This window comes from Peribacillus sp. FSL K6-1552 (genome assembly GCF_038005205.1).
Lineage (GTDB): Bacteria > Bacillota > Bacilli > Bacillales > DSM-1321 > Peribacillus > Peribacillus butanolivorans.
In genome coordinates this window covers 2,314,175-2,336,062 of sequence record NZ_JBBOST010000001.1, presented here as the reverse complement: position 1 = coordinate 2,336,062, position 21,888 = coordinate 2,314,175, and the positions used below count along the sequence as shown (strand labels likewise).

18 protein-coding genes and 2 pseudogenes are annotated in these 21,888 nt (G+C 36.1%); 4 read left to right on the top strand and 16 right to left on the bottom strand.

The annotated features are described in order from the left end of the window. Positions 1-61 precede the first annotated feature (61 nt). The 6 genes and pseudogenes from NST21_RS11375 to NST21_RS11350 all read right to left on the bottom strand — a co-directional run bounded on the left by NST21_RS11375 (position 62) and on the right by NST21_RS11350 (position 7,072). Positions 62-349, bottom strand: a complete 288-nt coding sequence (locus NST21_RS11375; RefSeq protein WP_340889180.1) for a hypothetical protein — start codon at positions 347-349, stop codon at positions 62-64. Beyond that, on the bottom strand, positions 342-2,486 hold the full coding sequence (locus NST21_RS11370; protein ID WP_340889178.1) for a transglycosylase domain-containing protein: 2,145 nt from the start codon (positions 2,484-2,486) through the stop codon (positions 342-344). Before NST21_RS11370 ends, NST21_RS11375 begins: the two co-directional genes overlap by 8 nt. Before the next feature lie 898 nt (positions 2,487-3,384). Further along, entirely contained in the window at positions 3,385-4,203 is an 819-nt protein-coding gene (locus NST21_RS11365; protein WP_377374312.1) for a putative protein N(5)-glutamine methyltransferase, read from the bottom strand. 776 nt (positions 4,204-4,979) lie between these two features. Beyond that, a pseudogene (locus tag NST21_RS11360) lies at positions 4,980-5,187 on the bottom strand (IS6 family transposase); the annotation flags it as partial. A gap of 106 nt (positions 5,188-5,293) precedes the next feature. Continuing rightward, positions 5,294-5,641, bottom strand: a complete 348-nt coding sequence (locus NST21_RS11355; RefSeq protein ID WP_340889175.1) for a hypothetical protein — start codon at positions 5,639-5,641, stop codon at positions 5,294-5,296. A 280-nt stretch (positions 5,642-5,921) separates the two neighbouring features. Continuing rightward, positions 5,922-7,072, bottom strand: a protein-coding gene (locus tag NST21_RS11350; RefSeq protein WP_445670500.1) for an IS3 family transposase whose coding sequence is annotated in 2 segments (ribosomal slippage) — positions 5,922-6,823 and positions 6,823-7,072 — 1,152 coding nt in all. Because the reading frame shifts where the segments join, the coding sequence is not laid out codon by codon here. A gap of 471 nt (positions 7,073-7,543) precedes the next feature. On the opposite strand from NST21_RS11350, the gene NST21_RS11345 reads away from it, so the two are divergent. From NST21_RS11345 to NST21_RS11335, 3 genes are all read left to right on the top strand, one after another. Then, positions 7,544-9,079, top strand: a complete 1,536-nt coding sequence (locus NST21_RS11345; RefSeq protein ID WP_056523044.1) for a maltose/glucose-specific PTS transporter subunit IIC — start codon at positions 7,544-7,546, stop codon at positions 9,077-9,079. Positions 9,080-9,110: 31 nt separating this feature from the next. Beyond that, the gene (locus NST21_RS11340) at positions 9,111-9,803 is read left to right on the top strand and encodes an N-acetylmannosamine-6-phosphate 2-epimerase (protein ID WP_056523045.1); all 693 of its coding nucleotides are present in this window, start codon (positions 9,111-9,113) and stop codon (positions 9,801-9,803) included. A gap of 201 nt (positions 9,804-10,004) precedes the next feature. Next, on the top strand, positions 10,005-10,847 hold the full coding sequence (locus NST21_RS11335) for a MurR/RpiR family transcriptional regulator (protein WP_340889170.1): 843 nt from the start codon (positions 10,005-10,007) through the stop codon (positions 10,845-10,847). A 164-nt stretch (positions 10,848-11,011) separates the two neighbouring features. Here NST21_RS11335 and coaA read toward each other — a convergent pair whose 3' ends face one another. The 7 genes and pseudogenes from coaA to NST21_RS11300 all read right to left on the bottom strand — a co-directional run bounded on the left by coaA (position 11,012) and on the right by NST21_RS11300 (position 17,682). Further along, positions 11,012-11,932, bottom strand: a complete 921-nt coding sequence (coaA, locus tag NST21_RS11330) for a type I pantothenate kinase (RefSeq protein WP_056523064.1) — start codon at positions 11,930-11,932, stop codon at positions 11,012-11,014. A gap of 189 nt (positions 11,933-12,121) precedes the next feature. Then, positions 12,122-12,415 carry an RNA polymerase alpha subunit C-terminal domain-containing protein gene (locus NST21_RS11325; RefSeq protein WP_053345612.1) on the bottom strand — a complete coding sequence of 98 codons (294 nt, stop codon included), beginning with the start codon at positions 12,413-12,415 and terminating at the stop codon, positions 12,122-12,124. 717 nt (positions 12,416-13,132) lie between these two features. Next, a pseudogene (locus NST21_RS11320) lies at positions 13,133-13,578 on the bottom strand (IS3 family transposase); the annotation flags it as partial. A 324-nt stretch (positions 13,579-13,902) separates the two neighbouring features. Continuing rightward, complete coding sequence (locus NST21_RS11315; RefSeq protein ID WP_056523049.1) at positions 13,903-14,130, bottom strand: hypothetical protein; 228 nt, start codon at positions 14,128-14,130, stop codon at positions 13,903-13,905. A 413-nt stretch (positions 14,131-14,543) separates the two neighbouring features. Continuing rightward, positions 14,544-15,374 (bottom strand): ABC transporter ATP-binding protein, encoded by an 831-nt coding sequence (locus NST21_RS11310; protein ID WP_098175088.1) that lies wholly within the window; start codon positions 15,372-15,374, stop codon positions 14,544-14,546. Between the two features lie 252 nt (positions 15,375-15,626). Continuing rightward, entirely contained in the window at positions 15,627-16,448 is an 822-nt protein-coding gene (locus NST21_RS11305; protein WP_340889168.1) for an enoyl-CoA hydratase-related protein, read from the bottom strand. A 592-nt stretch (positions 16,449-17,040) separates the two neighbouring features. Further along, the gene (locus NST21_RS11300; protein ID WP_340889166.1) at positions 17,041-17,682 is read right to left on the bottom strand and encodes a GntR family transcriptional regulator; all 642 of its coding nucleotides are present in this window, start codon (positions 17,680-17,682) and stop codon (positions 17,041-17,043) included. Between the two features lie 484 nt (positions 17,683-18,166). Between NST21_RS11300 and NST21_RS11295 the strand changes: the two genes are divergently transcribed. Beyond that, complete coding sequence (locus NST21_RS11295) at positions 18,167-18,979, top strand: hypothetical protein (protein WP_340889164.1); 813 nt, start codon at positions 18,167-18,169, stop codon at positions 18,977-18,979. Between the two features lie 68 nt (positions 18,980-19,047). On the opposite strand, the gene NST21_RS11290 is transcribed toward NST21_RS11295, so the two are convergent. Genes NST21_RS11290 through NST21_RS11280 form a run of 3 tightly spaced genes read right to left on the bottom strand, consistent with a single transcriptional unit; the run spans position 19,048 to position 21,887 of the window. Continuing rightward, a complete protein-coding gene (locus NST21_RS11290; RefSeq protein WP_340889162.1) occupies positions 19,048-20,025 on the bottom strand; it encodes a quinone oxidoreductase family protein in 978 nt (325 codons plus the stop codon). Positions 20,026-20,044: 19 nt separating this feature from the next. Next, a complete protein-coding gene (locus NST21_RS11285) occupies positions 20,045-20,638 on the bottom strand; it encodes a flavin reductase family protein (RefSeq protein WP_340889161.1) in 594 nt (197 codons plus the stop codon). Between the two features lie 40 nt (positions 20,639-20,678). After that, positions 20,679-21,887 carry a CaiB/BaiF CoA transferase family protein gene (locus NST21_RS11280; RefSeq protein ID WP_098175083.1) on the bottom strand — a complete coding sequence of 403 codons (1,209 nt, stop codon included), beginning with the start codon at positions 21,885-21,887 and terminating at the stop codon, positions 20,679-20,681. Position 21,888 lies beyond the last annotated feature (1 nt).

Sequence of the window (21,888 nt, the reverse complement as noted above, 5' to 3'; positions counted from 1 at the left end):
TACAAAAAGCAAACCGCATGTAGGGTTCAATAGCTATAGCTAGTGTTACTCATCCAAATGGTTACACTAAACTATATTTTTCATTGACATTTATAGGTTGATAGTCTTTTATCCTTAACCTTTTATCTGCATAGGCAAGATTTTTCAAACATTCTATTCGAACTTTTTCGTCACATTCAAAGTCGTATAAAATTTCATTTTCTAATCTTGAATATATTAATGAGATTTCATCTTCTTTAGTCCATTTTCCCATTCGACTAATTTCTAAGTGTCTTAGCATTTCTTGTTCAAAGTATTCTACCGTACCGAACAAAACAGTCATTATAATTACTCCCCCTTCCTTATCCATGATTCTCCTTCTTTTCTTTCTTAACTTTGTTTTTTTTATCATCTTTTCCCTTTTTTTCTTTCTTATCTTTGTTTTCTTTATTTTTGTTTTTTATTTTTTTTAAATGTTTTTTATTTTCATGGCTTTTGTTCTCTTCATTTTTTGGTGCTTTGATTCCACTTTGGTTTTCATTATCTTGTTTTCTCTTTTCTTTTTTAGCCTTTACTTTCTTTTCTAATTGTTTTATATAGTTGCCTCCAAGTAATGATAGGTCAAACCCTTTAGTAGGGACCTCATTGCCAGATTTCAATAAAATCTCTTTAAAAATAACAGTAGCAGTTCCACTACTGGACGATGAGAGATAATGGGTTTGATCTGTTTTGTCGTATCCTAACCAAATGGCTCCTACAACTTGCGGAGTATACCCTACAAACCAATGATCCTTCGCTCCATTTTGCGTAGAAAATGGCAGTTGTGTTGTTCCTGTTTTACCAGCAATTTCTCTACCTTCAATCTGAGCCTTTACCCCTGTTCCTTCGTTTACAACACCTTTCAGCATAAAAGTGATTTTTTGGGCAACAGATGGTTCTGTTACTCGACTTTCTTTTTTATTCCACTTTCCGAGTGTTTCGCCACTGGCGTTCTCGATGCGTTGAATAGCATGAGCTTCTACCATAATTCCATCGTTAGGGAAAGCGGAAAAGGCTTGTGCCATTTGCAATGGAGAAGTTCCTTTGTTCATACCCCCTAAAGCTAGACCGGGAATATAGTCTTTTTGTTCCAATGTGACTCCAAAACGTTCCACTGCCTTGCCACCGTACTCTAGTCCTATCTTTTGCAACAACGAGACAGCTGGTACATTATAGGAATGAACTACAGCATCATACATAGAAACGCTACCGCGAAATTGTTTGTCATAATTCTGAGGTTGATATCCATCAATATTAAGTGGGCTATCTTGTAACATATCAAAGATGTCATAGCCTTGTTCCAACGCAGGGGTGTATACTGACAATGGTTTCATTATTGACCCTGGTTGTCTTTTTAATTGTGTTGCACGATTATACTGGCGGAAGCTGTGCTCTCCTCTTCCTCCAATAAGGGCATTGATTCCTCCTGTCGAAGGGTTAATTAAGATTGCCCCACTTTGAATCAATCGATCTGGCTGACTTTTTGGAAACATATTTTCACTTTTATATACCTCTTCAACAGCATTCTGCATCCTAGGATTTAATTCTGTATAAATCCGGAGACCACCTGAAAGTACTTCGTTTTGTGTGAGATGATACTTATTAATTGCCTCATCAATAATGTTATCTACATAATGAGGATATTTCCCTTTATAGTCTTCTGTTTCCTTTCCTTCTAACACTATCGATTGTTGCTTGGCTTCCTCTAAATCACTTTGGCTAATATAGCCTTCATTCTTCATAAGTGACAATACAATATTTCTACGCTGAATTGCCTTGTCGTAATTTTTAAATGGCGACAGGATAGAAGGTGCCTTAATAAGTCCTGCTAGCATTGCGGACTCACTTAATGTTAATTTGTTTACGTCTTTTCCAAAGTATACTTGAGCAGCCCGCTGAATTCCCCAAGCACCTTCCCCAAAATAGATTTGATTTAAATATCGTTCCATAATCTTATCTTTAGAGTATGTACGTTCAATTTTTTTAGTGAAAATGAGCTCTTTGAACTTTCTTGTATATGTACGTTCCTGGGTAAGAAATACATTTTTAGCTAACTGTTGTGTTATTGTACTTCCCCCCGCTACAATTCCCCCACTAAATAGATTCTTAACCATAGCTCTAGCAATACCTACGTAATTAATACCATGATGATCGTAAAAACGCTGATCCTCAGTTGAAATGACTGCATTGATCAAATTGCTAGGAATTTGTTTAATACTAACTCCCTCAATATTTGAAGTCGAAATCTTACTTGCAACGCTTCCCGCTTGGTCGTAGATAATTGTCGGTTGTGGTACAGGATTCTCTAATTTACTTACATCAGTGGACCAAATAAACACATTAAGAATAAGTAAAACGCATATAGTAAATGTTGTAACTATGGCCATTATCTTTAATAGAAACTTTTTGGAATACCTCCGATTCCATATCTTTCTTAATGAAAATTTTCGTTGTTGCCTCTTATCCATTCTCCCCATGCTTATGTAACCGCCCTTAAATAAAATCAATATAAAAGAATAATATAATCGTTCAGGAAAATGCAGTTAAATCCTATCCAAAAGTTAAAAATATAAGTAATAACATTTAATCAAACGTACATAACGTATAAAAGCATCCTTAAATATATCCTTACCTTTGTCGTTATTCAGATTTATAAAAATAATGTTTTCAATCGTTTTTAGCAACTCTAGTAAAACGTCTTCTGATTTTTCATCCAAACATTTTGTTACTTTCTCTCATTTCACATCAGGTATCAAGGGTAAACAAACACTGAACTCTATCAATAAATGAATCACTTCTATCTTTTCCTACATCAAATTATTTCAGAATATTTACAAAGACCGTTATTGATAGTCATAATACATTTATTTCTGTATTTTATATAAACCAAATTAAAAATATTATTGCATTATACTATTTACAGATTTCCATACTTAATAAACTTCGAAAGATTTTACTTTTTTATAGGTGTAAAGACATTATTTTTTTTAAAATTGTATTTGAGACAATATACAACAGGGGAATTATACATTTTTTCACAGAACGTTCTTTATGTACTAATCCATCTATTAAAGAGAGCTTATACAGAGGTAGTGTATCTGCACTATCCACCTTAATACGAAATCAGATATTAAGGCTTTTAATTTCTTTCAGGACCCTTGTTAAATTTAACTGCCCGGTTTGTTGCATACAAAAAAGGCTGCCTCAGCAACCCCCTCGTAGAAGTAATGCACTCGCTCGTTAAGTCCTATTTAAATTCCGAAGACTAAAACTAAAATTTTTTAACTTTTATTGGGCCATATTTTTGACTTAACACCTGCCATCAGCACTCTGCCAAGCAAACATCACTCTCATTTGCGGACAGTGCTAGCCGTCCGAATTGCTCTGAAGGTCGGGCTTGGTTCCGATGACGACGGTGGCGTCCAGTTCGTCGAATCTGGCCACTTTCGGTACCAGCCCGTTGCGAGTGAAAATCTCGACGGTCTTCGGCGCCTGTCGCTCGCTAGTCTCGACCAGCAGGCGCCCGCCCGGTGCCAGCCAGATTGGGGCCGCGTTCGCCACCCGTCGCTGGACGTCAAGCCCGTCCGCTCCCCCGTCGAGCGCCACCCGTGCCTCGTGTATGCGGGCCTCCGGGGGGAGCAGTCCGATCGCCTCGGTGGGTACGTAGGGTGCGTTGGCGACCAGAACGTCGACGCGCCCCCTAAGTGTGGAGGGCAACGGCTCGTAGAGGTCACCTTCGTACACGTAACCACCTGCTACAGTGACATTGCGGCGGGCGCATAGCACCGCCGCCGGGTCGATGTCGGTGGCGTGCAACTCGATTCGTTCCAGAACAGCGGCCAGTGCGGCGCCCACCGCGCCCGATCCACAGCACAGGTCAACCACGATGGCTCCTGGTCGGGCGATGTCGGCCGCCTGTCGGACGAGGAATTTGGTGCGTTGACGGGGTATGAAAACTCCAGGGTCCACCGCTATTCGCAGTCCGCAGAACTCCGCCCAGCCAATGACGTGCTCGAGGGGCAAACCGGCGGCTCGGCTGTCAACCATGGCGGCAAGGTCGGCTGGAGTCCGTTCCGCGGAGAGGAGCAACCGGGCCTCATCTTCGGCGAAAACACAACCGGCGGCCCGAAGCCTGCTAACGATTTTCGTACAAGTGATATCTCCATGAAAGCCACCATAATTCACAAATGATCCTGCCTCGGCATGGAGTGTTACATCATCAATAGTTTTTGAAGTTTCAGACTCATTTGTTATCTTACTTCCATCAACACAATTGACTCTCCCAAAGCTCAAAGTAGCTTTCCTTAAGTCCATAAATCCCCCTCATTCCCATCCTCGTAACTATCCGGGTAGCACATTAAGAAGCAGGTATTTCTATGCTACAACCCCTTTTCTTAAACTTAAGCAAATCGTTTCGATTAACAAAAAAGGCGTACCACTATCGTAGTAACACCTTCCTTTTTGAGCCTTCAAAGTTATATATTCGTCAAAGGGAAAAAAAATCCCTTTTTCCACTAAACCGCCCCGTTAGTTGCATAAAAATAGGTTGCCTTCGCCACTCTCTCAGTGAAGTAAAGCACCCATTATTACATTAGAGTTTTTAAATCTTTATTATTAAAAAACTCATATTCCTCACCATTTTTTCTAGTGTAATCAATTGTATATTATTCCAATTCTAGCAATATATTAATATTTTTATGATTACTCGAAATATTGATGAGTAATGGTAATGAAAAAAATGCTTTGGCTTCTTCAACTAACCCAATTCAATTTGACCATTAATACTTTTGAGCATTGCAATACTAACTATGCCTCATTTCATCAGTTTCAATAAGTCGGTGACTCCCTTGGGAATTAAACATCTTTTAGTCTTACGAGAACCTTATCAACCGATTAAGAATGGCCTTGCATGATTAAATGACTCTTCAATAGTCTAGTGGCTATTCCTCCATGTTCATTTACATCCATTGACCTTTTACTTTGATATACTTTTCATCCACTCTCAAGGAGTCATTTGTTGTATAAGATGACGCTGTATTCCTTCACCTAATGCCAATCAATATTGATTTACCCAAGCATAATCGTTGTATAAGCCATCGATAAGCCACGTTTTTCCCTCATCTCCACTACATTAAGAAAGCTCAAGTTTCACCGCAGGTACCATCTCATTGTTAACAAAGTATATGAGTCAAACTTATTCAAAATTAATACTTCATGATGAAAATCATCTTGAACATTAATAGTCATTAGATTTTGCACCAGGATTGAACTGTCCCTACTTTATTTTTGAGACAATTAATCCAACTACAATAATCGAAAATCCTAATAAAGTTTTCCAAGTAGGCACTTCCTTTAAAAATATGTACCCCATTATCAATGCGATTAAAATTTCTATCCCCTTAGAAGTAACTAAGACATATGTCAGGTTATGTATAGCTTTAAATCCTAACTTTACTCCATAACCTATCAGCATATTTGCAGTTAAAAATAAAGGTAAGACACGAAGATGGAACTTGAGTGTTTCCCAAAAAGCTGAATCAATGTGTTTACTTTGATAAGAAAAAATCAGGTTTATCAGAAATAATCCTGAGAACAAGCACGCTAAACTGTAAATATAATTCATGCACACACTCTCTTTACTAAACTTCTTGTTTTTAGCATTAGTTTATCCTAAAAGGTTTTTCTTATACCATAAATTTTGCATAAGGTAAAAAATATGGTTCTGTTACAAAAATGAATAATAACTATTGTGAAGATATCTTTTATTTGTAATTAAAAACTTTATTACAAATAAGCCTTATTTCTGTCCGTAAAATAGTAAAAGCAACTAGTATCACTCATACAAGTTGCTTTTTTTAAAGAGTGGATTTGAGTCAATATTTTGGACACTAAAAAGTTAAATCTTAAGCTGTATTCCTAATTCGATCTTCAATGGCTTGTGGGGTTTGATAGCCCAGGCTGCTGTGAATTCTTTTTCGGTTATACCAACCTTCAATAAATTGGAACATCGCTAATTTAGCTGTTTGATAGTCTAGATATTGTACGTGGTTGACTTCTTCCTTTTTTAATAGGGCATGAAAGGATTCAATACAGGCATTATCGTACGGGCAACCTTTCTGACTAAAGGATTGCTTAATATGATGGTTTTGGATATGTTGAGTAAACTCACTGCTTGTATATTGTGAGCCAAGATCTGTATGAAGAACTAAGCCCTCCGAGGGCTTTTGTGAAATGTGTGCGTTATTGAAAGCTTTTATGACCAGTTCTGTCGTCATTGAACGAGAAAATGAATACCCTACTATTTTCTTAGAATGAAGGTCCAATACCGAAGCTAAATAACACCATCCGTCTTTTAACGTGTGGATATACGTAATATCTGCTACCCATTTCTCATTAATGGTCTGAGTAGTGAAGTCTCGTTTTAGCAAATTATCCAATTGAATAACCTTTTCTTTAGATGGATAGGGACGGTATTTTTTCTTAGTAATAGAACGAATTCTTGCCTTGCTCATTAAACGTTGAACACGCTTTAGACTTAGGGAAAACCCTTTGGTTAATAAGCTTTCATGAATCTTTGGAGCCCCATATCGTCCCTTGCTTTCCAGGTAAATCAGATGAATTTCCTTCGTGAGTTCTTGGTTTTCCTGTTCGCGATTTGATACGACTATTTGAAGGGACTGATAATGGCTGCTTCTTGGGATTTCTAGTATTTCACACATCTTCTGTACGGGATATTGTTTCTTGTGTTCCTCAATAAATTCGGTAAGATCTGTCTCGGTTACTTTTTCGCGAATATGGCCATAGCCTTTTTTAAGATTTCAACTTCTTGCTTTAACCGAAGGTTTTCCTTCTGTATGGCGGCTAATTCCTTTGGAGTCATGGACTCTTCCCCTAAACCGATAGGAGTAAATTCTTTAACCCATTTATAAATGGTAACTTCTGATACGCCATATTCGCCGCTTAATTCTTTGACCGAATTACCCGAGTGATAAAGATCTACAATAGTCTTCTTGAATTCATTATTATATTTTTTACCTGTATTTTTACGTTCCAAGACGGACACATCCTCTCAAAAATCATTGTAAGGACTTAACTAAAATGTGTCCATGAAACTATACTAACTCCAGAGACCTCTTATCAAAAAACATTGTGAAAAGATTTAAGACAGCAATCACAACCGCAATACACCATGAGAGGATGATTTTATTTAGGCTTATTTAAACATTAATGTTGATAGTTAAACAAAAGAAAAAGGAAATTAATTTAGTCCTTTGTATGTCTTCTTGACCTAAACCAGCTAATAGGAAATACTTTTTTTGCAATCAGATTTTCAGAGATTATTTTTTTTTGAAAACTTTTTCAAAAAAATCAGCTCCTAGGTGAAAACAATTGATATCTCTTGCTTCGTATTGAAAACGCTTTTATTGGGATTTAATATATAGCTATAGGGAAGAAATACCCCTTATTAATAGAGAATCAAAATATAGAGAACATTATAGGCTCGTTAAATGAGGGAGGAATTTTTATGAAGAAAGCTTTTGAGAAAGCGCAGCAGTTCGGTAAATCTTTTATGCTCCCGATTGCCGTTTTGCCAGCGGCCGGTTTATTGCTGGGAATTGGCGGTGCTCTTTCTAATCCAAATACAGTTGAGGCCTATCCTTTTTTAGACTTTGCCTGGCTGCAGGCCATTTTCACGATCATGAGTTCTGCAGGAAGCATCGTATTCGGTAACTTGCCGGTCATTTTTGCCGTAGGTGTTGCAGTAGGATTGGCACGTTCGGATAAAGGGACCGCTGCACTGGCAGCCATGATTGGCTATTTCGTCATGAACAGTTCAATAAATGCACTACTTCAAATAAACGGGGAACTTGCCAAAGAGAATTTGGCAGGTGCCGGACAGGGAATGGCGGTCGGGATCCAAACACTGGAGACTGGTGTGTTTGGCGGTATCGTAGTAGGTATCGTTGCCGCACTTTTGCACAATAAATATAATAAAATTCAGCTTCCGCAAGTGTTAGGATTTTTCGGAGGTTCCCGTTTCATTCCCATCATCGTTTCCTTCGCGTCCATCTTGGTTGGAGCCGTGCTTTTTATCGTATGGCCTTATTTCCAACTTTTCATAAACCAATTAGGTGCGCTGGTAACGAGCACAGGTACGATTGGGACTTTCTTTTACGGATTCATATTACGGATGCTCGGGCCGTTAGGGTTGCACCATATTTTCTACCTTCCCTTCTGGCAAACAGCTTTAGGCGGAACGATGGAGATTAAAGGGCAGATTGTCAGCGGGACCCAGAATATCTTCTTTGCGCAATTGGCCGACCCAACTACCGTCAAGTACTATGAGGGTGTTTCCCGGTTCATGTCCGGACGGTTCATCACGATGATGTTTGGTTTACCCGGCGCGGCATTGGCCATTTATCATTGCGCTAAACCTAAAAATAAGAAAGTCGTGGCCGGCTTGCTTCTTTCAGCTGCCTTAACATCATTCTTAACAGGCATCACCGAACCGCTTGAATTCAGTTTCTTATTTGTCGCCCCGATCCTTTATGTTTTTCATGCCTTGTTTGACGGACTTGCCTTCATGATGGCAGATATATTCAATATAACGATCGGTCAAACCTTTTCTGGAGGATTTATTGATTTTACTTTATTCGGGATACTCCAGGGCATCAGTAAAACAAACTGGATTTACGTACTTCTAGTCGGCATTCCGTGGTTTTTCCTATACTACTTTACTTTTAAATTCTTGATCAGGAAGAAAAATTTGAAAGTGGTCGGCCGTGAAGATGATGAACAGGCCGCTGTTACACAAGTAACGGCATCAGAGAGAACCCAGACCATCGTTAATGGATTAGGCGGACAGGAAAATATCGATATAGTCGATTGCTGCGCAACCCGTCTACGTGTCACTGTAAAGGATGAATTATTGGTAAAAGATGACTTAATTATGCAAACTGGTTCAAAAGGTATCGTGAAAAAAGGAAATGGTATTCAAATAGTATACGGTCCCCAAGTAACGATCATCAAAAATGAAGTGGAAGAATACTTGGGTCATTAAGAACATAGATAACGATAAGGACGTGTTAAACATGCAACAGGTGCTGGATAAAATTCACAAAGGCTTAATTGTATCATGTCAAGCATTGGAGAATGAGCCGCTGCACAGCTCTTTTATTATGGGACGCATGGCCATTGCTGCCAAAGAAGGTGGAGCAACGTGCATTCGCGCAAACTCTGTAGCTGACATAATGGAAATCAAGAAAAATGTGGACCTTCCAGTCATAGGGATCATTAAACAGGTGTATGGACAAAACGATGTCTATATTACTCCCACCATGGTCGAAATTGATGCTTTAATGGAAACTAAATCGGAAATCATTGCGACGGATGCTACTGCTCGGATAAGACCGAACGGTAAAACGTTAGAGCAGTTTTATTGTGATATAAGAGCAAAATATCCAGATGTTCTGTTAATGGCGGATGTATCTACCATAGATGAGGCTGTATACGCTGACCATTTAGGATTTGATATTGTAGCACCTACACTCTACGGCTATACAAATGAAACAATGGGACAGAAAATTTATCAGGATGACTACGCTGTGCTCAAAGAGATAATAAAAGCAGTGAAAAATGCAAAAGTTATTGCAGAGGGAAATGTCATAACACCAGAAATTGCTCGTTCTATATTAGATATGAATGTCCATGCAGTGGTAGTAGGTGGCGCTATTACCAGGCCACAGCAAATCACAAAAAGATTTGTAGATGCTATGCAAAAATAGAAACTTTGTAGATGTGCACCGAACATAACAAAAGAATGAAAAAGACTCAGACTATCAGCAGTTTGGGTCTTTTTCTCGATTAATTTTGTTGTAGCTGCAACTTTATTTAAAACTATCGGTTATAGACGTTCTTAATGGTTACATTAAACTATACTAAAGAAAGCATACATTTAAGAAATTCAACCTGAAATGGGTGGTCAAATGGAATATCTAGCAGAAAATCTCATATATGGAATCGAGTGCAATATGAGCAAATTCACAAAAACAGAAGAAGAACTAGCCAAATATATTCTTCAACGCCCTGATGAAGTTAGCCAGTTAACAATAAGTCAAATAGCTAAAAATCTTCACATTTCGCCAGCAACCATTACGCGTTTTTGCCAGAAACTAGCTTTTTCAGGATTTAATGAGTTTAGACATGAGTTAAAAAGGTTCGTTGATCTGCAAAATACACCGATAAGCATGAAAAACATTAAGCAGGTAGATTATTTCGCTAAACTGTACCAAGATCACTTAGGAATCATTGACAACACCTTTCGTATAGCTACATATGACGATATCCAGAAAGCGGTATCTTTCCTTACTCAGGCAGATAAGATACATGTCTATGGAATAGGGAGTTCGGGTATAGCCGCCCAGGAGTTTAAATCCAAGTTTTTCCGAATTGGTTTACATGTTGAGGCTGTTACGGATACTCACCAGGCAATGATGGATGCGGCTTTAAGTAACCAGAATAGTGTTGTCATTGGCATTTCCATTTCCGGAGCAACAAAAGAAGTCATTCGTGCTGTTAAAATTGCAAAGAAACAAGGCTCACTCATATTAGTTTTTACAGGTGATAAAAATTCTGAGCTTTCACAGCTAGGTGACTTATCATTATTAGTAACCAGTAAAAGTAGCATGCATATGGGACAGAATATTTCTCCCTTACTTCCGCTCTTATTACTTTTTGATTTAATATATACAGAGTTAGTAGCAAAAGATTATAAAAACAGGATAACTATTAGAGAAAAGACTTTACAGGTATTAGCTGATACTGACTAGTTTTCTTGGAACCTTTACGTCCTAATTTATATTAGACATTTGATTGCTCTATAATACTAAGAAACATACTTTCAAAAGGCCGCAATTGGCGGCCTTCTTATGGCGCTAACGCACCTGTTCGTTGAATTAGATATATTTATTTTTTTAAAAAGTTTTAAATTATATTATCTTCGTAAATAGATATTTTCAGCTTTATGATCTGATCCTTTTTTTAAAACTAGATTGGCCCGTCCTTTTGTCGGTAGTATATTTTCATGTAAATTTTTCAAATTAATTTCTTCCCAAATTTGAGTCGCTTGTTTAATAGCATTTTCTTTAGACAAGTTAATGTACCGATGAAAATAGGATTCGGGACTTTGAAATGCTGTCTCTTGAAGTAGAAGAAACCTTTCAACATACCACCTTTCTATGTCATGTATCTCTGCATCAACATAAAGTGAAAAATCAAAAAAGTCACTGACAAATACTTGATTTTCTTTGTCAACTTGAAGAACATTAACACCCTCCACTATTAAAATATCTGGATTACTGATAGTTTGTACTTCATTCGGCAAAATATCGTACGTCAAATGTGAGTAGATTGGAACTTCCACTTTATTTTTTCCAGCTTTTACATCTCCGATAAGATTAATTAATTTTTGTGTATCATAACTTTCAGGAAACCCTTTTCTTTTCATCATCCCTTTTTCTTCTAAAATCTCATTTGCGTACAAAAAACCATCTGTTGTGACTAGACCTACATTTCTATGGTTATCCCATCTAGATAATAATGTCTGAAGTAACCTTGCTGTTGTACTCTTTCCTACAGCAACACTTCCTGCAATTCCAATAATATAAGGGGCTTTTTTAGCATTATTTTTTAGAAATGAAGAAGTAGCTGTGTTAAGTTGCTGATAAGCTTCGACATATAAATTAATTAAACGAGTCAAGGGCAAATAAATCTCTTCTACTTCCTGAATAGATATTTCTTCATTGATTCCTTTTAAGTTATCTAATTCTTCTTCAGTTAAAGGAAGAGGAGTATGATTTCGTAAAGATGCCCACTTTTTTCGATTGAATTCAAAATAGGGAGTATAGGAACTCATGATTTTCGTTACCTCACTTTTTAGAGTTACTTTCAGTTTAACAAGGATGGTGGCCAAAAAACTCAGGAACCATCGATGTTTCTAATCCCTTATTGACATAAAGCCCCTGTGACTTGAGGAAGGAATTGAATAAAAATTATGCTCCAGTAGGCATAAAATGCATTACTTAAGTTTAATCATTCTTGGTGTTTAATTTTTAAATGATAACCCATTTGTCTCCAAAGCAGTCCTAAGTTTAGGTATAGAAGCTGGTCCCATACCGTGAAATTGCAAAATCTCTTTTTCACTAAATTTTGATAGCTGTTGTAGTGAAGTTACCCCATTGTTTTCCATTGCTCGTCTGGCTGGCGCAGAGAGTAGTGAAAGAAATCCGTTGTCAGGTTTGCGTTCTTGCTCACAAATAGGGCAGGTCGGACAGTCGCTACCCTTATAATATTTGTGTCCTTTGTTGCAAGTCCTTACATTTTTCTTTGAAGTTGTCATTTCTAATGTCTCCTTTTCTCAAGAATTTTTTAGCAGTCCTCTTCTGCCAACTTTTCAATGGATTACTTAAGAAGTAATAACATCATAGGTATATCAAGCTAAGCATTAGCGGCTACGTATTGCCCCATTCCTGCTGTATGTAACTAAACTCCCTCAATAAAGAAAGCGAAATCTCTCAATTTCTCGTGTTTTGTTAGAGTTTTATAGTCATCCGATTTCAAAGGTTTTTCTTTCAAATGGATTAACCTATTTAAAAAGGATATAACTGGACATTTGAAGAAAAAGACTCATAGGAATGCTGCCCCGTTAGCTCCATTAGAATAAGAGCTGCCAAAGCAAAGCAATTCCCTAAATAAAATAAAGCACCTGTTAGCTTAATAATCCGTTTTATTTATCATTATCTAATTCATCATCAAGAAAAGACTTTTTATCTTCCTTTAATTCAATACTTCTTTACAAGAAATTGACCAATAATTGAACTATTAATACCTTTCCTTACTGCTGTTTCGATAACTATATATAGAATAAATAACCCAAAAATATAAAAAACAATAGGGATGATAGCCTCCACTAAAAATCCCCCAAACTAATAATCAATTATTCCCTTTACTTTACCATAAAATTCAGAATTCCTTATGGAACTAACCTGCCCCGTTCGTAATATAAGTTCAGCCAGTTATTAAACTGTACCCTATGTAAAGGACATTTTAAAAAAGGTCATGCCACTTGGAGAAGGTGATTTCTGTATTGAACAGGAGTCATCTTCTTTAAGTTCCATTGATATCTTAAATTGTTATAGTACGTCATATAACTTCTAATTTCCTTTTTAAGTTCTTCTATTGTATTACAGGGTTTAATATAGGCTTCATCTTTAAAATGACCAAAGAAGGACTCTAGTGGAGCGTTATCCCAACAGTTCCCTCTTCTCGACATGGATTGCCCAAGTCCTAGTTTTTTTACGTGTTTTTGAAAAGTGGACCAGTATAGTGTACTCCGTGATCAGAGTGAATAGAGGCCCCTTCGGCAAACTTTACTCGTTTATTCTTCGTTAACTTTACTAATGTATCTGTAGCTAAATCTAATGTCATTCGGCTAGACACATTATAGGCAAGTATTTCATTGGTTGAACCATCTTTAATCGTGGATAAATAAGACTCATCATTAGTTAACATAATGGATCCTTTAGGAAATAAAATACGCAAAAGCCCTTTTTTCTTCCCCACGGGTTGGGACTTAGAACAAACACCTATACTACCTGTTTTCTATTTTCAATTGGAGCCAGTATTGTATAAAAACCAGAGATATAAAAAAGTTCTCATCATACATCTCAGCATGGATTGAAGTGATCATATTTGTCATCAATTCGGTTCCGAGTTTAAGACGTTTGTCGGTAAAGCCAAATAATTTCTACTTCTTCATCAATATAAACTAGGCTAAACTTTTCTTCGATCAAGAAAATGACCACAAAAAAGATCTAGTTCATATGACTAGATTCTCTTTTTAATATCTTCCCTTATTGATTCAATGATAGTATCTGATAAATTTGATGGAAGAGATGAACCATCCTCAAAAACCCATGTATTAATTATTTCAAGATCTGCTTTATTAAAAGTAATGCTATACTCTTTATAATTGTGAGTAAAATCAGCTGTAACCGTTTCTTCACCATCAAACTCGTCATCAATAATCATATTTTTTATTTCATATGGCTTCACGATCTAATCTCCTTTTTATTTTCATTCTTGTATATAGAATTGACCTAATATGATTGTTTATTCACTTTTTTTACCCAGCCTGCCCAAATCAAAAAACGAAGGGCTACTTTCATCGTATCATATATATGCAAGACCATATTCCTTACATTGTCAACCACTCAACCAGACATACTATTAAGGTGAATGAGAAAAAGGTATTGTCAAAACAAAAATACCCGTTCGTAAAAGTCAACTTTTACGAACGGGTCATTAATGATTAACATAAGGGTGTTGTTCTATAAAACGTTGCTCCCATTGAATCTCTATGAATAACAGTTGACACCCTTTTCAGAAGAGCGAAAATCCCCTAAAACTCGTGTAAAGTTCATAGAAGAACTGATTATACTACTCACGCAGAATGCTTTCCAAAAGTTTTAATTTTTAACAGTCGCTAACATCGATTTAATCCGGATCCAAGGACGATCATTGTCCCATTCTAAAGTTATAGGGACACGAAAGGTCTTTTCTAACAATGATTCTGTTAATGTGTTCTTTTTATCGCCTTTTGCAATAACGTTCCCTGAATTGATTAACAAAGCATGGGTTATTGATGGAACGATTTCTTCGATATGATGTGTAACATATAAAATGGTTGGGCCGTTCGGTGCAGCAGTCAAATCTTCAATAGTGGTTAATAGTTCTTCCTTAGAGTATATGTCCAATCCATTACAAGGCTCATCTAAAATTAATAAACGAGGCGAAGACATTAGAGCCCTTGCAATCATCGCTTTTCTTTTTTCGCCTTGAGAAAGAGATTGGATGAATTGGTTGGACAAATGTTTGATTCTAAATTGCTCTAGTAATTTATTTGCTTTTTTTATATCATTCTCTGTAATTTCCTCATATAATCCAATAGAAGCAAATTTACCACTTAAGACTACTTCAAGTGCTGTATCATTCGGCCGTGATTGATATTCCTGATCTAAGGAGGAACTCACCCAGCCTATGGATTTCCGCAGCTCAGGAATATTCGTTTTTCCAAAAATGTTTCCTAAAACAGAAACTTCGCCACCACTATTGGGCCATTGATATCCCGTAATCATTTTTAAAAGAGATGTTTTTCCTGATCCATTTAAACCTAGAAGCGCCCAGTGTTCCCCCGTTTGGACTTCCCATGAAACCCCATTTAATATTTGGTTCCCATTGCGTTTCCAATTAATATTCTTAAGTGAGATGACATTGTTGCTGGTTTTTGTTTGATCCATCTTTATCCTCCATCTGTCTTATAGACTTTCAGTCATTGCGCTTTTTCGTTATCACACAATACGCCGATTTTATATAGAATGTCCATTTATATCCCTTTTTTTAACTTCATTTCAATCGTTTTAAGCCTTTTATGTAAAAATCCCCTTTCTTAAGGTGCGTGTGATAGTTAAATTAAAATTCATTCAACGTTTTTTTATTTCTTATCTAAACTTACACCTCAAGAAAGTTTCTCAGTATGACTCATTTACATATTAAGAATATTTAAAGTTCGGCTTGCGTTTTTCTAGGAAAGAATGAACACCTTCTCTATAATCCTCTGAAACAAAAGAATCGATTACAAGTTGAGCTGTCTCTTGAGAATCTTTGGTAGCTCCCATTAAAACTTCATTAATAATCTTTTTTGACCCCCGTACTGACAATTGAGCATTTTTACAAATTAGTTTTGCATAATCCAAAGTGTCTTTTTCAATTGAGTCTGAGGAAAATATACGATCCACTAACCCAATTCGAAAAGCTTCTTCAGCATCTAATAAACGGCCTGTATATAGAATGTCTTTTGCTTTTGCAAGACCTACAAGGTCGACAACATTCTTTGTTCCAGGCGTATTATAAACTAATCCAAGTTTGGCAGGGGTAATGCCCAATCTTCCATTTTCATCAGAAAATCTAAAATCGCATGCAACTGCTATTCCACAGCCCCCTCCCACACAAAACCCTTGAATCATGGCTATTGTTGGTTTGGAAACGTCCATTATCGCTTTTTCTGCAACCAGCGTTGCCCTATTATATTTATCAGCCCCTTCAGCTGTATAACGTAATGTTTTAAATTCGCTTATATCCGCTCCTGCCGAAAACGCACTATGATCTACACCTTTAAAAATAATTACTTTAACCTGTGAATTTTTTTCGCATTCTTCTATTAAATGAGGTATTTTCGTCCACATTTCGTAACTAAGTGCATTCCGTTTTTCGGGTCTGTTGAAATTGATAAACGCTATATTTCCTTCTATTTGGAGAAAAAGTGGATCATTACTAATACTATTTTTGTTCACTACCTCTAGATTTTCAGCCATCTCTTCTACGTCCCTTCTATTACTTTTTCAATATAGTAGATTCTTCGGGTAACCTAACGACACCAATATCACCCTTTTACTGGTCTAATTTTCTCTTTCTCTACAAATAATTCAAAAGTCTCACGATTATTAGTATGGTGAACTTTACATTGATTGGACTTATCTTCAAGTTCTCTTCGTTCAGAAATACTTCAACCTACTCCTTAATTACACCAATAACAGTTACGTTGGATTTACATGCTTTTAACCATGTCACCATTTTCCTCCATAATCACACTTAAGAATTTCGTTGTATCTTCTTCTCCAGGGCAAAAGGCTTTACCTGTTCCGAAATCATAAGAATGTCAATATCATCATTTTTCTAAAACAGCTCAATAACCTTTCCCCCCCTCAATCATTTTCATATTAATAGCATTTCGTACTAGAAAACGGCTAAATGTTAATAGCTTAAAACCTTCTAACGTTTCCATTTCCATCTACAATCCCTTTTTTTATTCAATGTCCATTTAATGAATAATCATTTCAACTGGCATTTTTTATATTATTTTAAATATTTCGATAATTTAGGACAAAAAATAAAAGATACATTCCTTTATTTTTTATTTTTTTCAACTGCTTCATAAAACCTTCTTTTACCACTTTCAATATGGTCTTCTAACACTGCTTTTGCAAGATTAATTTTCCCCACTTTTATAGCATTCCAAAGCATTTTATGCTCCTCATACGATTGCTTTACACTTTCAGGAGTTTCTAAAACTATCTTTTGTAAGGTTATCAATGGTGTTCCCAAACGAGAAAAAATATTTTTAAAAACCTCATTCCCTGATAAAGACAAGACTTTATAGTGAAAATCATTATTTAGTTGTGCATAAACTTCCATATTTGCAGTAGCCATATCACTAATTATTTGATCAATTTCATTTACCTGATCCTCTTGTAATGGATATTTAAGGCGGCTTAGTGACATGTTTTCTAGAGATCCTCTGACTTCAAATAAATCACAAAGATCCTGTTTGTTGTATTTTTTTACAAATGAACCCCTTTTTGGAATTCTCTCGATCATCCCTTCATTTTCTAATATATAAAGTGCTTCTCGAACTGGACCTCGACTAGTACCAAAACTATTCGCGTATCGCTCTTCAATTACTTTTTCCCCGGAATCCAAAACGTTATTTATAATATCAGTAACGATTTGACTTGCAATAATTTTTGGAAGATGCTTATCGACCTCCATAATAATACACCTCTTTTACAAATAACTTTAAGCGAATGCTCAAAAAGGAGGAAAAACGCGAATCAATGAAGAGATTCACAATACTAGGGTCAGCTTCCTAGAAATAATTTCGCGAAAAGAAAAATCTTTTTTCTTTTTGCGGAACTTTTCCTGACCTTTTTGAACAACCTCTTAAGAATGATATAATGTCTTTGAGGATATTATATATTATCGCTAAACTCCCTTCAATAAATTGTTAACAATTTATACTTATTTTTCAATAATCTAGTATGCGTTTAAGATTAAAACCTTATTATTCAAAGGGTTTTGTGTTAATCGGTTTTTCTAATCACATTTTTTGTTAACTATTTTTATTTATTTTATTAATGGATTAGAAGGGAAATTGACTCAAAAGTAATTTCCTTCAATTTGATATTTGCTAGAATATAAAAATTATCTTTAAAAGGTAAATTTTATATAAACCGGAAGTTAAGGGGGATTTTTCTTGAAAGTTTTTGCATTAGTTGGAAAAAGCGGTACCGGAAAGAGCACTTCTGTTCTTCAATATACCCATAAAAAAGGGATTCCTGCCTTTATTGACGATGGTCTTTTAATAGTTAAAGGCCGGAAAATTGCAGGAACTTCTGCAAAATACGAAAAAAATTATATTAAGGCGGTTAAGCGAGCTATATTTCATTACGATGAGCATCAAGAAGAAGTAATAAAAGCTATTCATAGAGCTTCGATTGATAAAATTTTAATAGTAGGTACTTCAATCAAAATGGTTGATTTAATTGCCCAAAAATTAAAATTAGGGAAAATTGACCAATATACTGATGTATCTAATATCCGTTCCAGTAAAGAAATTAAAATGGCACTCTTTGTACGAAAGACAGAAGAAAAACATGTCATACCGATCCCATATATTCAAATCGAACCTAGCATGGTTAAAAAGATAATCTTAAAGGGTAAGAAAATCTTTTCTAATCAAAAAATATATATTGGTGAAACAACAATTATTCAGCCAAACTTTAACAAAGGTACTATCTTCATATCTGAAACTGCCTTAAAAGATATTACAATTTTCAGTTGCAAAAACTTAGTCGAGGTGTCAAAAGTTAGCAACATTAGATATAATTTCTCCAATGTCCCTAAACTACAAATACAGGTCGAACTCGTTTCCTCGATTGATCAAAATATTATAAAAATGATCGAAATGATTCAAGAGAAAATCACCTTTATTCTCCTTTCTGTCTTGGAAATTGAGCTAGATTCAATCGATGTTTATATTTCTAGTCTTACTTTAGAAAAAGATTAATAGAAAAGAGGATGAAAATATGAAGTGACTCGTTAACCTCACTCCTTCATTAATCATCCTCTTTCACATTATGGAATTAATAGAACTTTCCCTACACTATTCCTACTCTCAATCCATTTATGTGCTTCTGCTGCCTCGTTTAATTTAAATTTTTTACTTATGACTATTTTTAATTCCTTGTTTTCAATTAATTTCAATACATCTGAAACTGGTTGAGCTAATGATTCTGGCCGTGCCTTTAACTGGGTTCCTAAACTATATCCTAATACGGAACGGCATGTTTTATGGAGATCGTTGGTTTTGACTATACCTGATTCTCCTAATGAGCTTCCAAAACAGACAATTCTTCCGAAAGGAGCAAGATATTTCATACTTTCTTCAAAAATCTTCCCCCCAATTGAATCGAGAATAACGTCAGCACCTTGTCCATTTGTTAATTCAAGGATTCTTTGCTCCATGCTTTCTGTATTGTAATTAAGCACAGCATCTGCACCTGCACTTTTAGCTGTTGCAATTTTTTCATCATTTCCCACTGTTCCAATTATCATCTTTGCACCTAATACTTTTGCAATTTGTATTGCAGTTGTACCTATTCCACCAGAGGCAGAATGAATAACAACGATTTCTCCCTTTTTTACATTCGCAGATTGTGATAGTAGATTATATGAAGTTACTGAAACAACTGGGCATGCTGCTGCAATATCAAAGCTAACATTATCAGGAATGACATAGGTTAGTTTATCATCAGCCACACAATATTCTGAATAAGAACCGTTGGCTGGAAAGGCAATTACCCGATCCCCCACCTTTACATTTTTCACTGAATTACCTACAGATTCTACTATCCCAGCTACATCTAATCCTGGTATAAAAGGCGGGTTGCCTTTCCCATGATACTTACCTAATCTTGCTTTTATATCAGCAAAGTTAACACTCACTGCGGCAACTTGTATTAGAACTTGGTTTGGAGCTATGAGAGGCACAGTTGTTTCTATTACTTCTAATACCTCTGGACCTCCAAATCGATTAACATAAATGGCTTTCATCAGATTATCACTCCCTTTTTTATCTGGGGAGAAGAAAAATATTTTCAACAAGATTATAATTTCCAGCAAGGCGACCTACTGGTTGTAATTTTCCTATATTGACCTTCCCATCACAATATAAATCGTCAATAATATGATATTGAACAAGTCTGCCAATTACGAGATGATCTGATCCAAGTTCGATAATTTTCTCTAATCGACATTCCATTTTTATATCTGCTTCCATTATTAATGGAGATTTTACTATCTTACTTTCCATTGGTGTTACATTTACACTCTTAAACTCATCAACCTCAGGTTGAAAATTACCAGAACTTAAATGCATCTGATTTGCAACCTTATTGGACACTACATTGATGACAAAATCTTTTTCACTACGTATATTTGTCAACGTATCCTTTTCTGTTCCATTTCTTTCACCGACACCTGGACCTATTGAAATGCCGAGCATTGGCGGGTTTCGCGAAACAACATTGTAAAAACTGAAAGGTGCTAAATTATATACTCCATTTCTACTAACCGTAGAAACCCATGCAATCGGTCTTGGGACAACTGAACCAATGAGCAATTTATATATTTCCTTAGGTGTTAGCGTCTCCGGGTCTATAAACATCTTTATCCTCCTAGGTTTCCATAAAGGATACTTTTTTCATCTATTTTTTTATTAGACTAGCTTTTTCTGGAGCTGTAATATTTAATTCAACAAAGCGTGAAATTTCTTCATCACTATAACCTAACTCTTCTAAAATTTCGGTCGTATGTTCCCCTAATTGTGGTGGCACAGTTTTAACCTCCCCTGGTGTTCTTGAAAATTTAACTGGAATTCCTAACATTTTAATAGGCCCAAGTGTTGGGTGCTCCCTCTCAATTATCATTTCGCGTTCATACATATGTTTATCATTTAGAATGTCTGAAAACTTATTTACTGGACCGCACGGAATTTTCACTGATTCAAATAATGCAATCCACTCATTAATTGTTTTGTTCTGAAACACTTCATTTAAGAGAGGAATAAGTATCTCTCGGTTTTCCACCCTCTTTGGATTTGTTACAAACCTTTGATCTTTTATGGATTGTAAATCCATCACCTCAACAAATCTATCCCATAAACCATCGTTCCCAACAGCAAGGATGAAGTATCCATCAGATGCTTCAAATACTTGATAAGGGACAATATTTGGATGAGCATCTCCCAGTGGTTCTGGATTTTTTCCAGAAGCAAAATAACTGCTTGCTAAATAAGTTTGCCACGAAACAACGGTATCCAGTAAGGATGTGTCTACCCACTGACCTTCGCCAGAATGATTGCGTTCATGCAAAGCTGCTAAAATGCCAAAAGCTGCCCACATTCCAGTACCGACATCCGCCATGGAAAATCCTGCTTTCACTGGTCTTTTCCCGAGTTCTCCTGTTACTGACATTAACCCGCCCATACCTTGGGCTAAAACATCATATCCTGGTTTCTGTGAATATGTACCAGTTTGGCCGAATCCGGAAATTGAAGCTAAAATAACTCCTGGATTATGCTCTTTAAGGACCTCGTAACCTATACCAAGTCTCGTTAAAGTACCTGGACGGAAATTCTCAACTACAACATCAGCATTTTTAACTAACTTTAAAAAAATTTCTTTCCCTGTTTCTTCTTTTAAATTGAGTACCATGCTTTTTTTATTTCGATTAACGCTTAAAAAATAAGCGCTTTCATTTTGTAAAAAAGGGGGACCCCACTCTCTTGTATCGTCACCTTTTGGGGACTCTATTTTGATTACTTCTGCACCTAGGTCAGCAAGTGTCATTGTACAGTATGGACCACTCAATATACGGGTTAAATCTACTATTTTAATTCCTTTTAGTGGTTGCATA

What these genes read in the sequence shown, in the direction of transcription:
- NST21_RS11340 (WP_056523045.1), top strand. Translation starts at nt 9,111, where the DNA reads ATGCAACAGGTGCTGGATAAAATTCACAAAGGCTTAATTGTATCATGT.
- NST21_RS11290 (WP_340889162.1), bottom strand. Translation starts at nt 20,025, where the DNA reads ATGAAAGCCATTTATGTTAATCGATTTGGAGGTCCAGAGGTATTAGAA.
- NST21_RS11280 (WP_098175083.1), bottom strand. Translation starts at nt 21,887, where the DNA reads ATGCAACCACTAAAAGGAATTAAAATAGTAGATTTAACCCGTATATTG.
- NST21_RS11300 (WP_340889166.1), bottom strand. Translation starts at nt 17,682, where the DNA reads ATGGAGGTCGATAAGCATCTTCCAAAAATTATTGCAAGTCAAATCGTT.
- coaA (WP_056523064.1), bottom strand. Translation starts at nt 11,932, where the DNA reads ATGAGTTCCTATACTCCCTATTTTGAATTCAATCGAAAAAAGTGGGCA.
- NST21_RS11310 (WP_098175088.1), bottom strand. Translation starts at nt 15,374, where the DNA reads ATGGATCAAACAAAAACCAGCAACAATGTCATCTCACTTAAGAATATT.
- NST21_RS11285 (WP_340889161.1), bottom strand. Translation starts at nt 20,638, where the DNA reads ATGTTTATAGACCCGGAGACGCTAACACCTAAGGAAATATATAAATTG.
- NST21_RS11345 (WP_056523044.1), top strand. Translation starts at nt 7,544, where the DNA reads ATGAAGAAAGCTTTTGAGAAAGCGCAGCAGTTCGGTAAATCTTTTATG.
- NST21_RS11325 (WP_053345612.1), bottom strand. Translation starts at nt 12,415, where the DNA reads ATGACAACTTCAAAGAAAAATGTAAGGACTTGCAACAAAGGACACAAA.
- NST21_RS11370 (WP_340889178.1), bottom strand. Translation starts at nt 2,486, where the DNA reads ATGGATAAGAGGCAACAACGAAAATTTTCATTAAGAAAGATATGGAAT.
- NST21_RS11305 (WP_340889168.1), bottom strand. Translation starts at nt 16,448, where the DNA reads ATGGCTGAAAATCTAGAGGTAGTGAACAAAAATAGTATTAGTAATGAT.
- NST21_RS11375 (WP_340889180.1), bottom strand. Translation starts at nt 349, where the DNA reads ATGGATAAGGAAGGGGGAGTAATTATAATGACTGTTTTGTTCGGTACG.
- NST21_RS11355 (WP_340889175.1), bottom strand. Translation starts at nt 5,641, where the DNA reads ATGAATTATATTTACAGTTTAGCGTGCTTGTTCTCAGGATTATTTCTG.
- NST21_RS11335 (WP_340889170.1), top strand. Translation starts at nt 10,005, where the DNA reads ATGGAATATCTAGCAGAAAATCTCATATATGGAATCGAGTGCAATATG.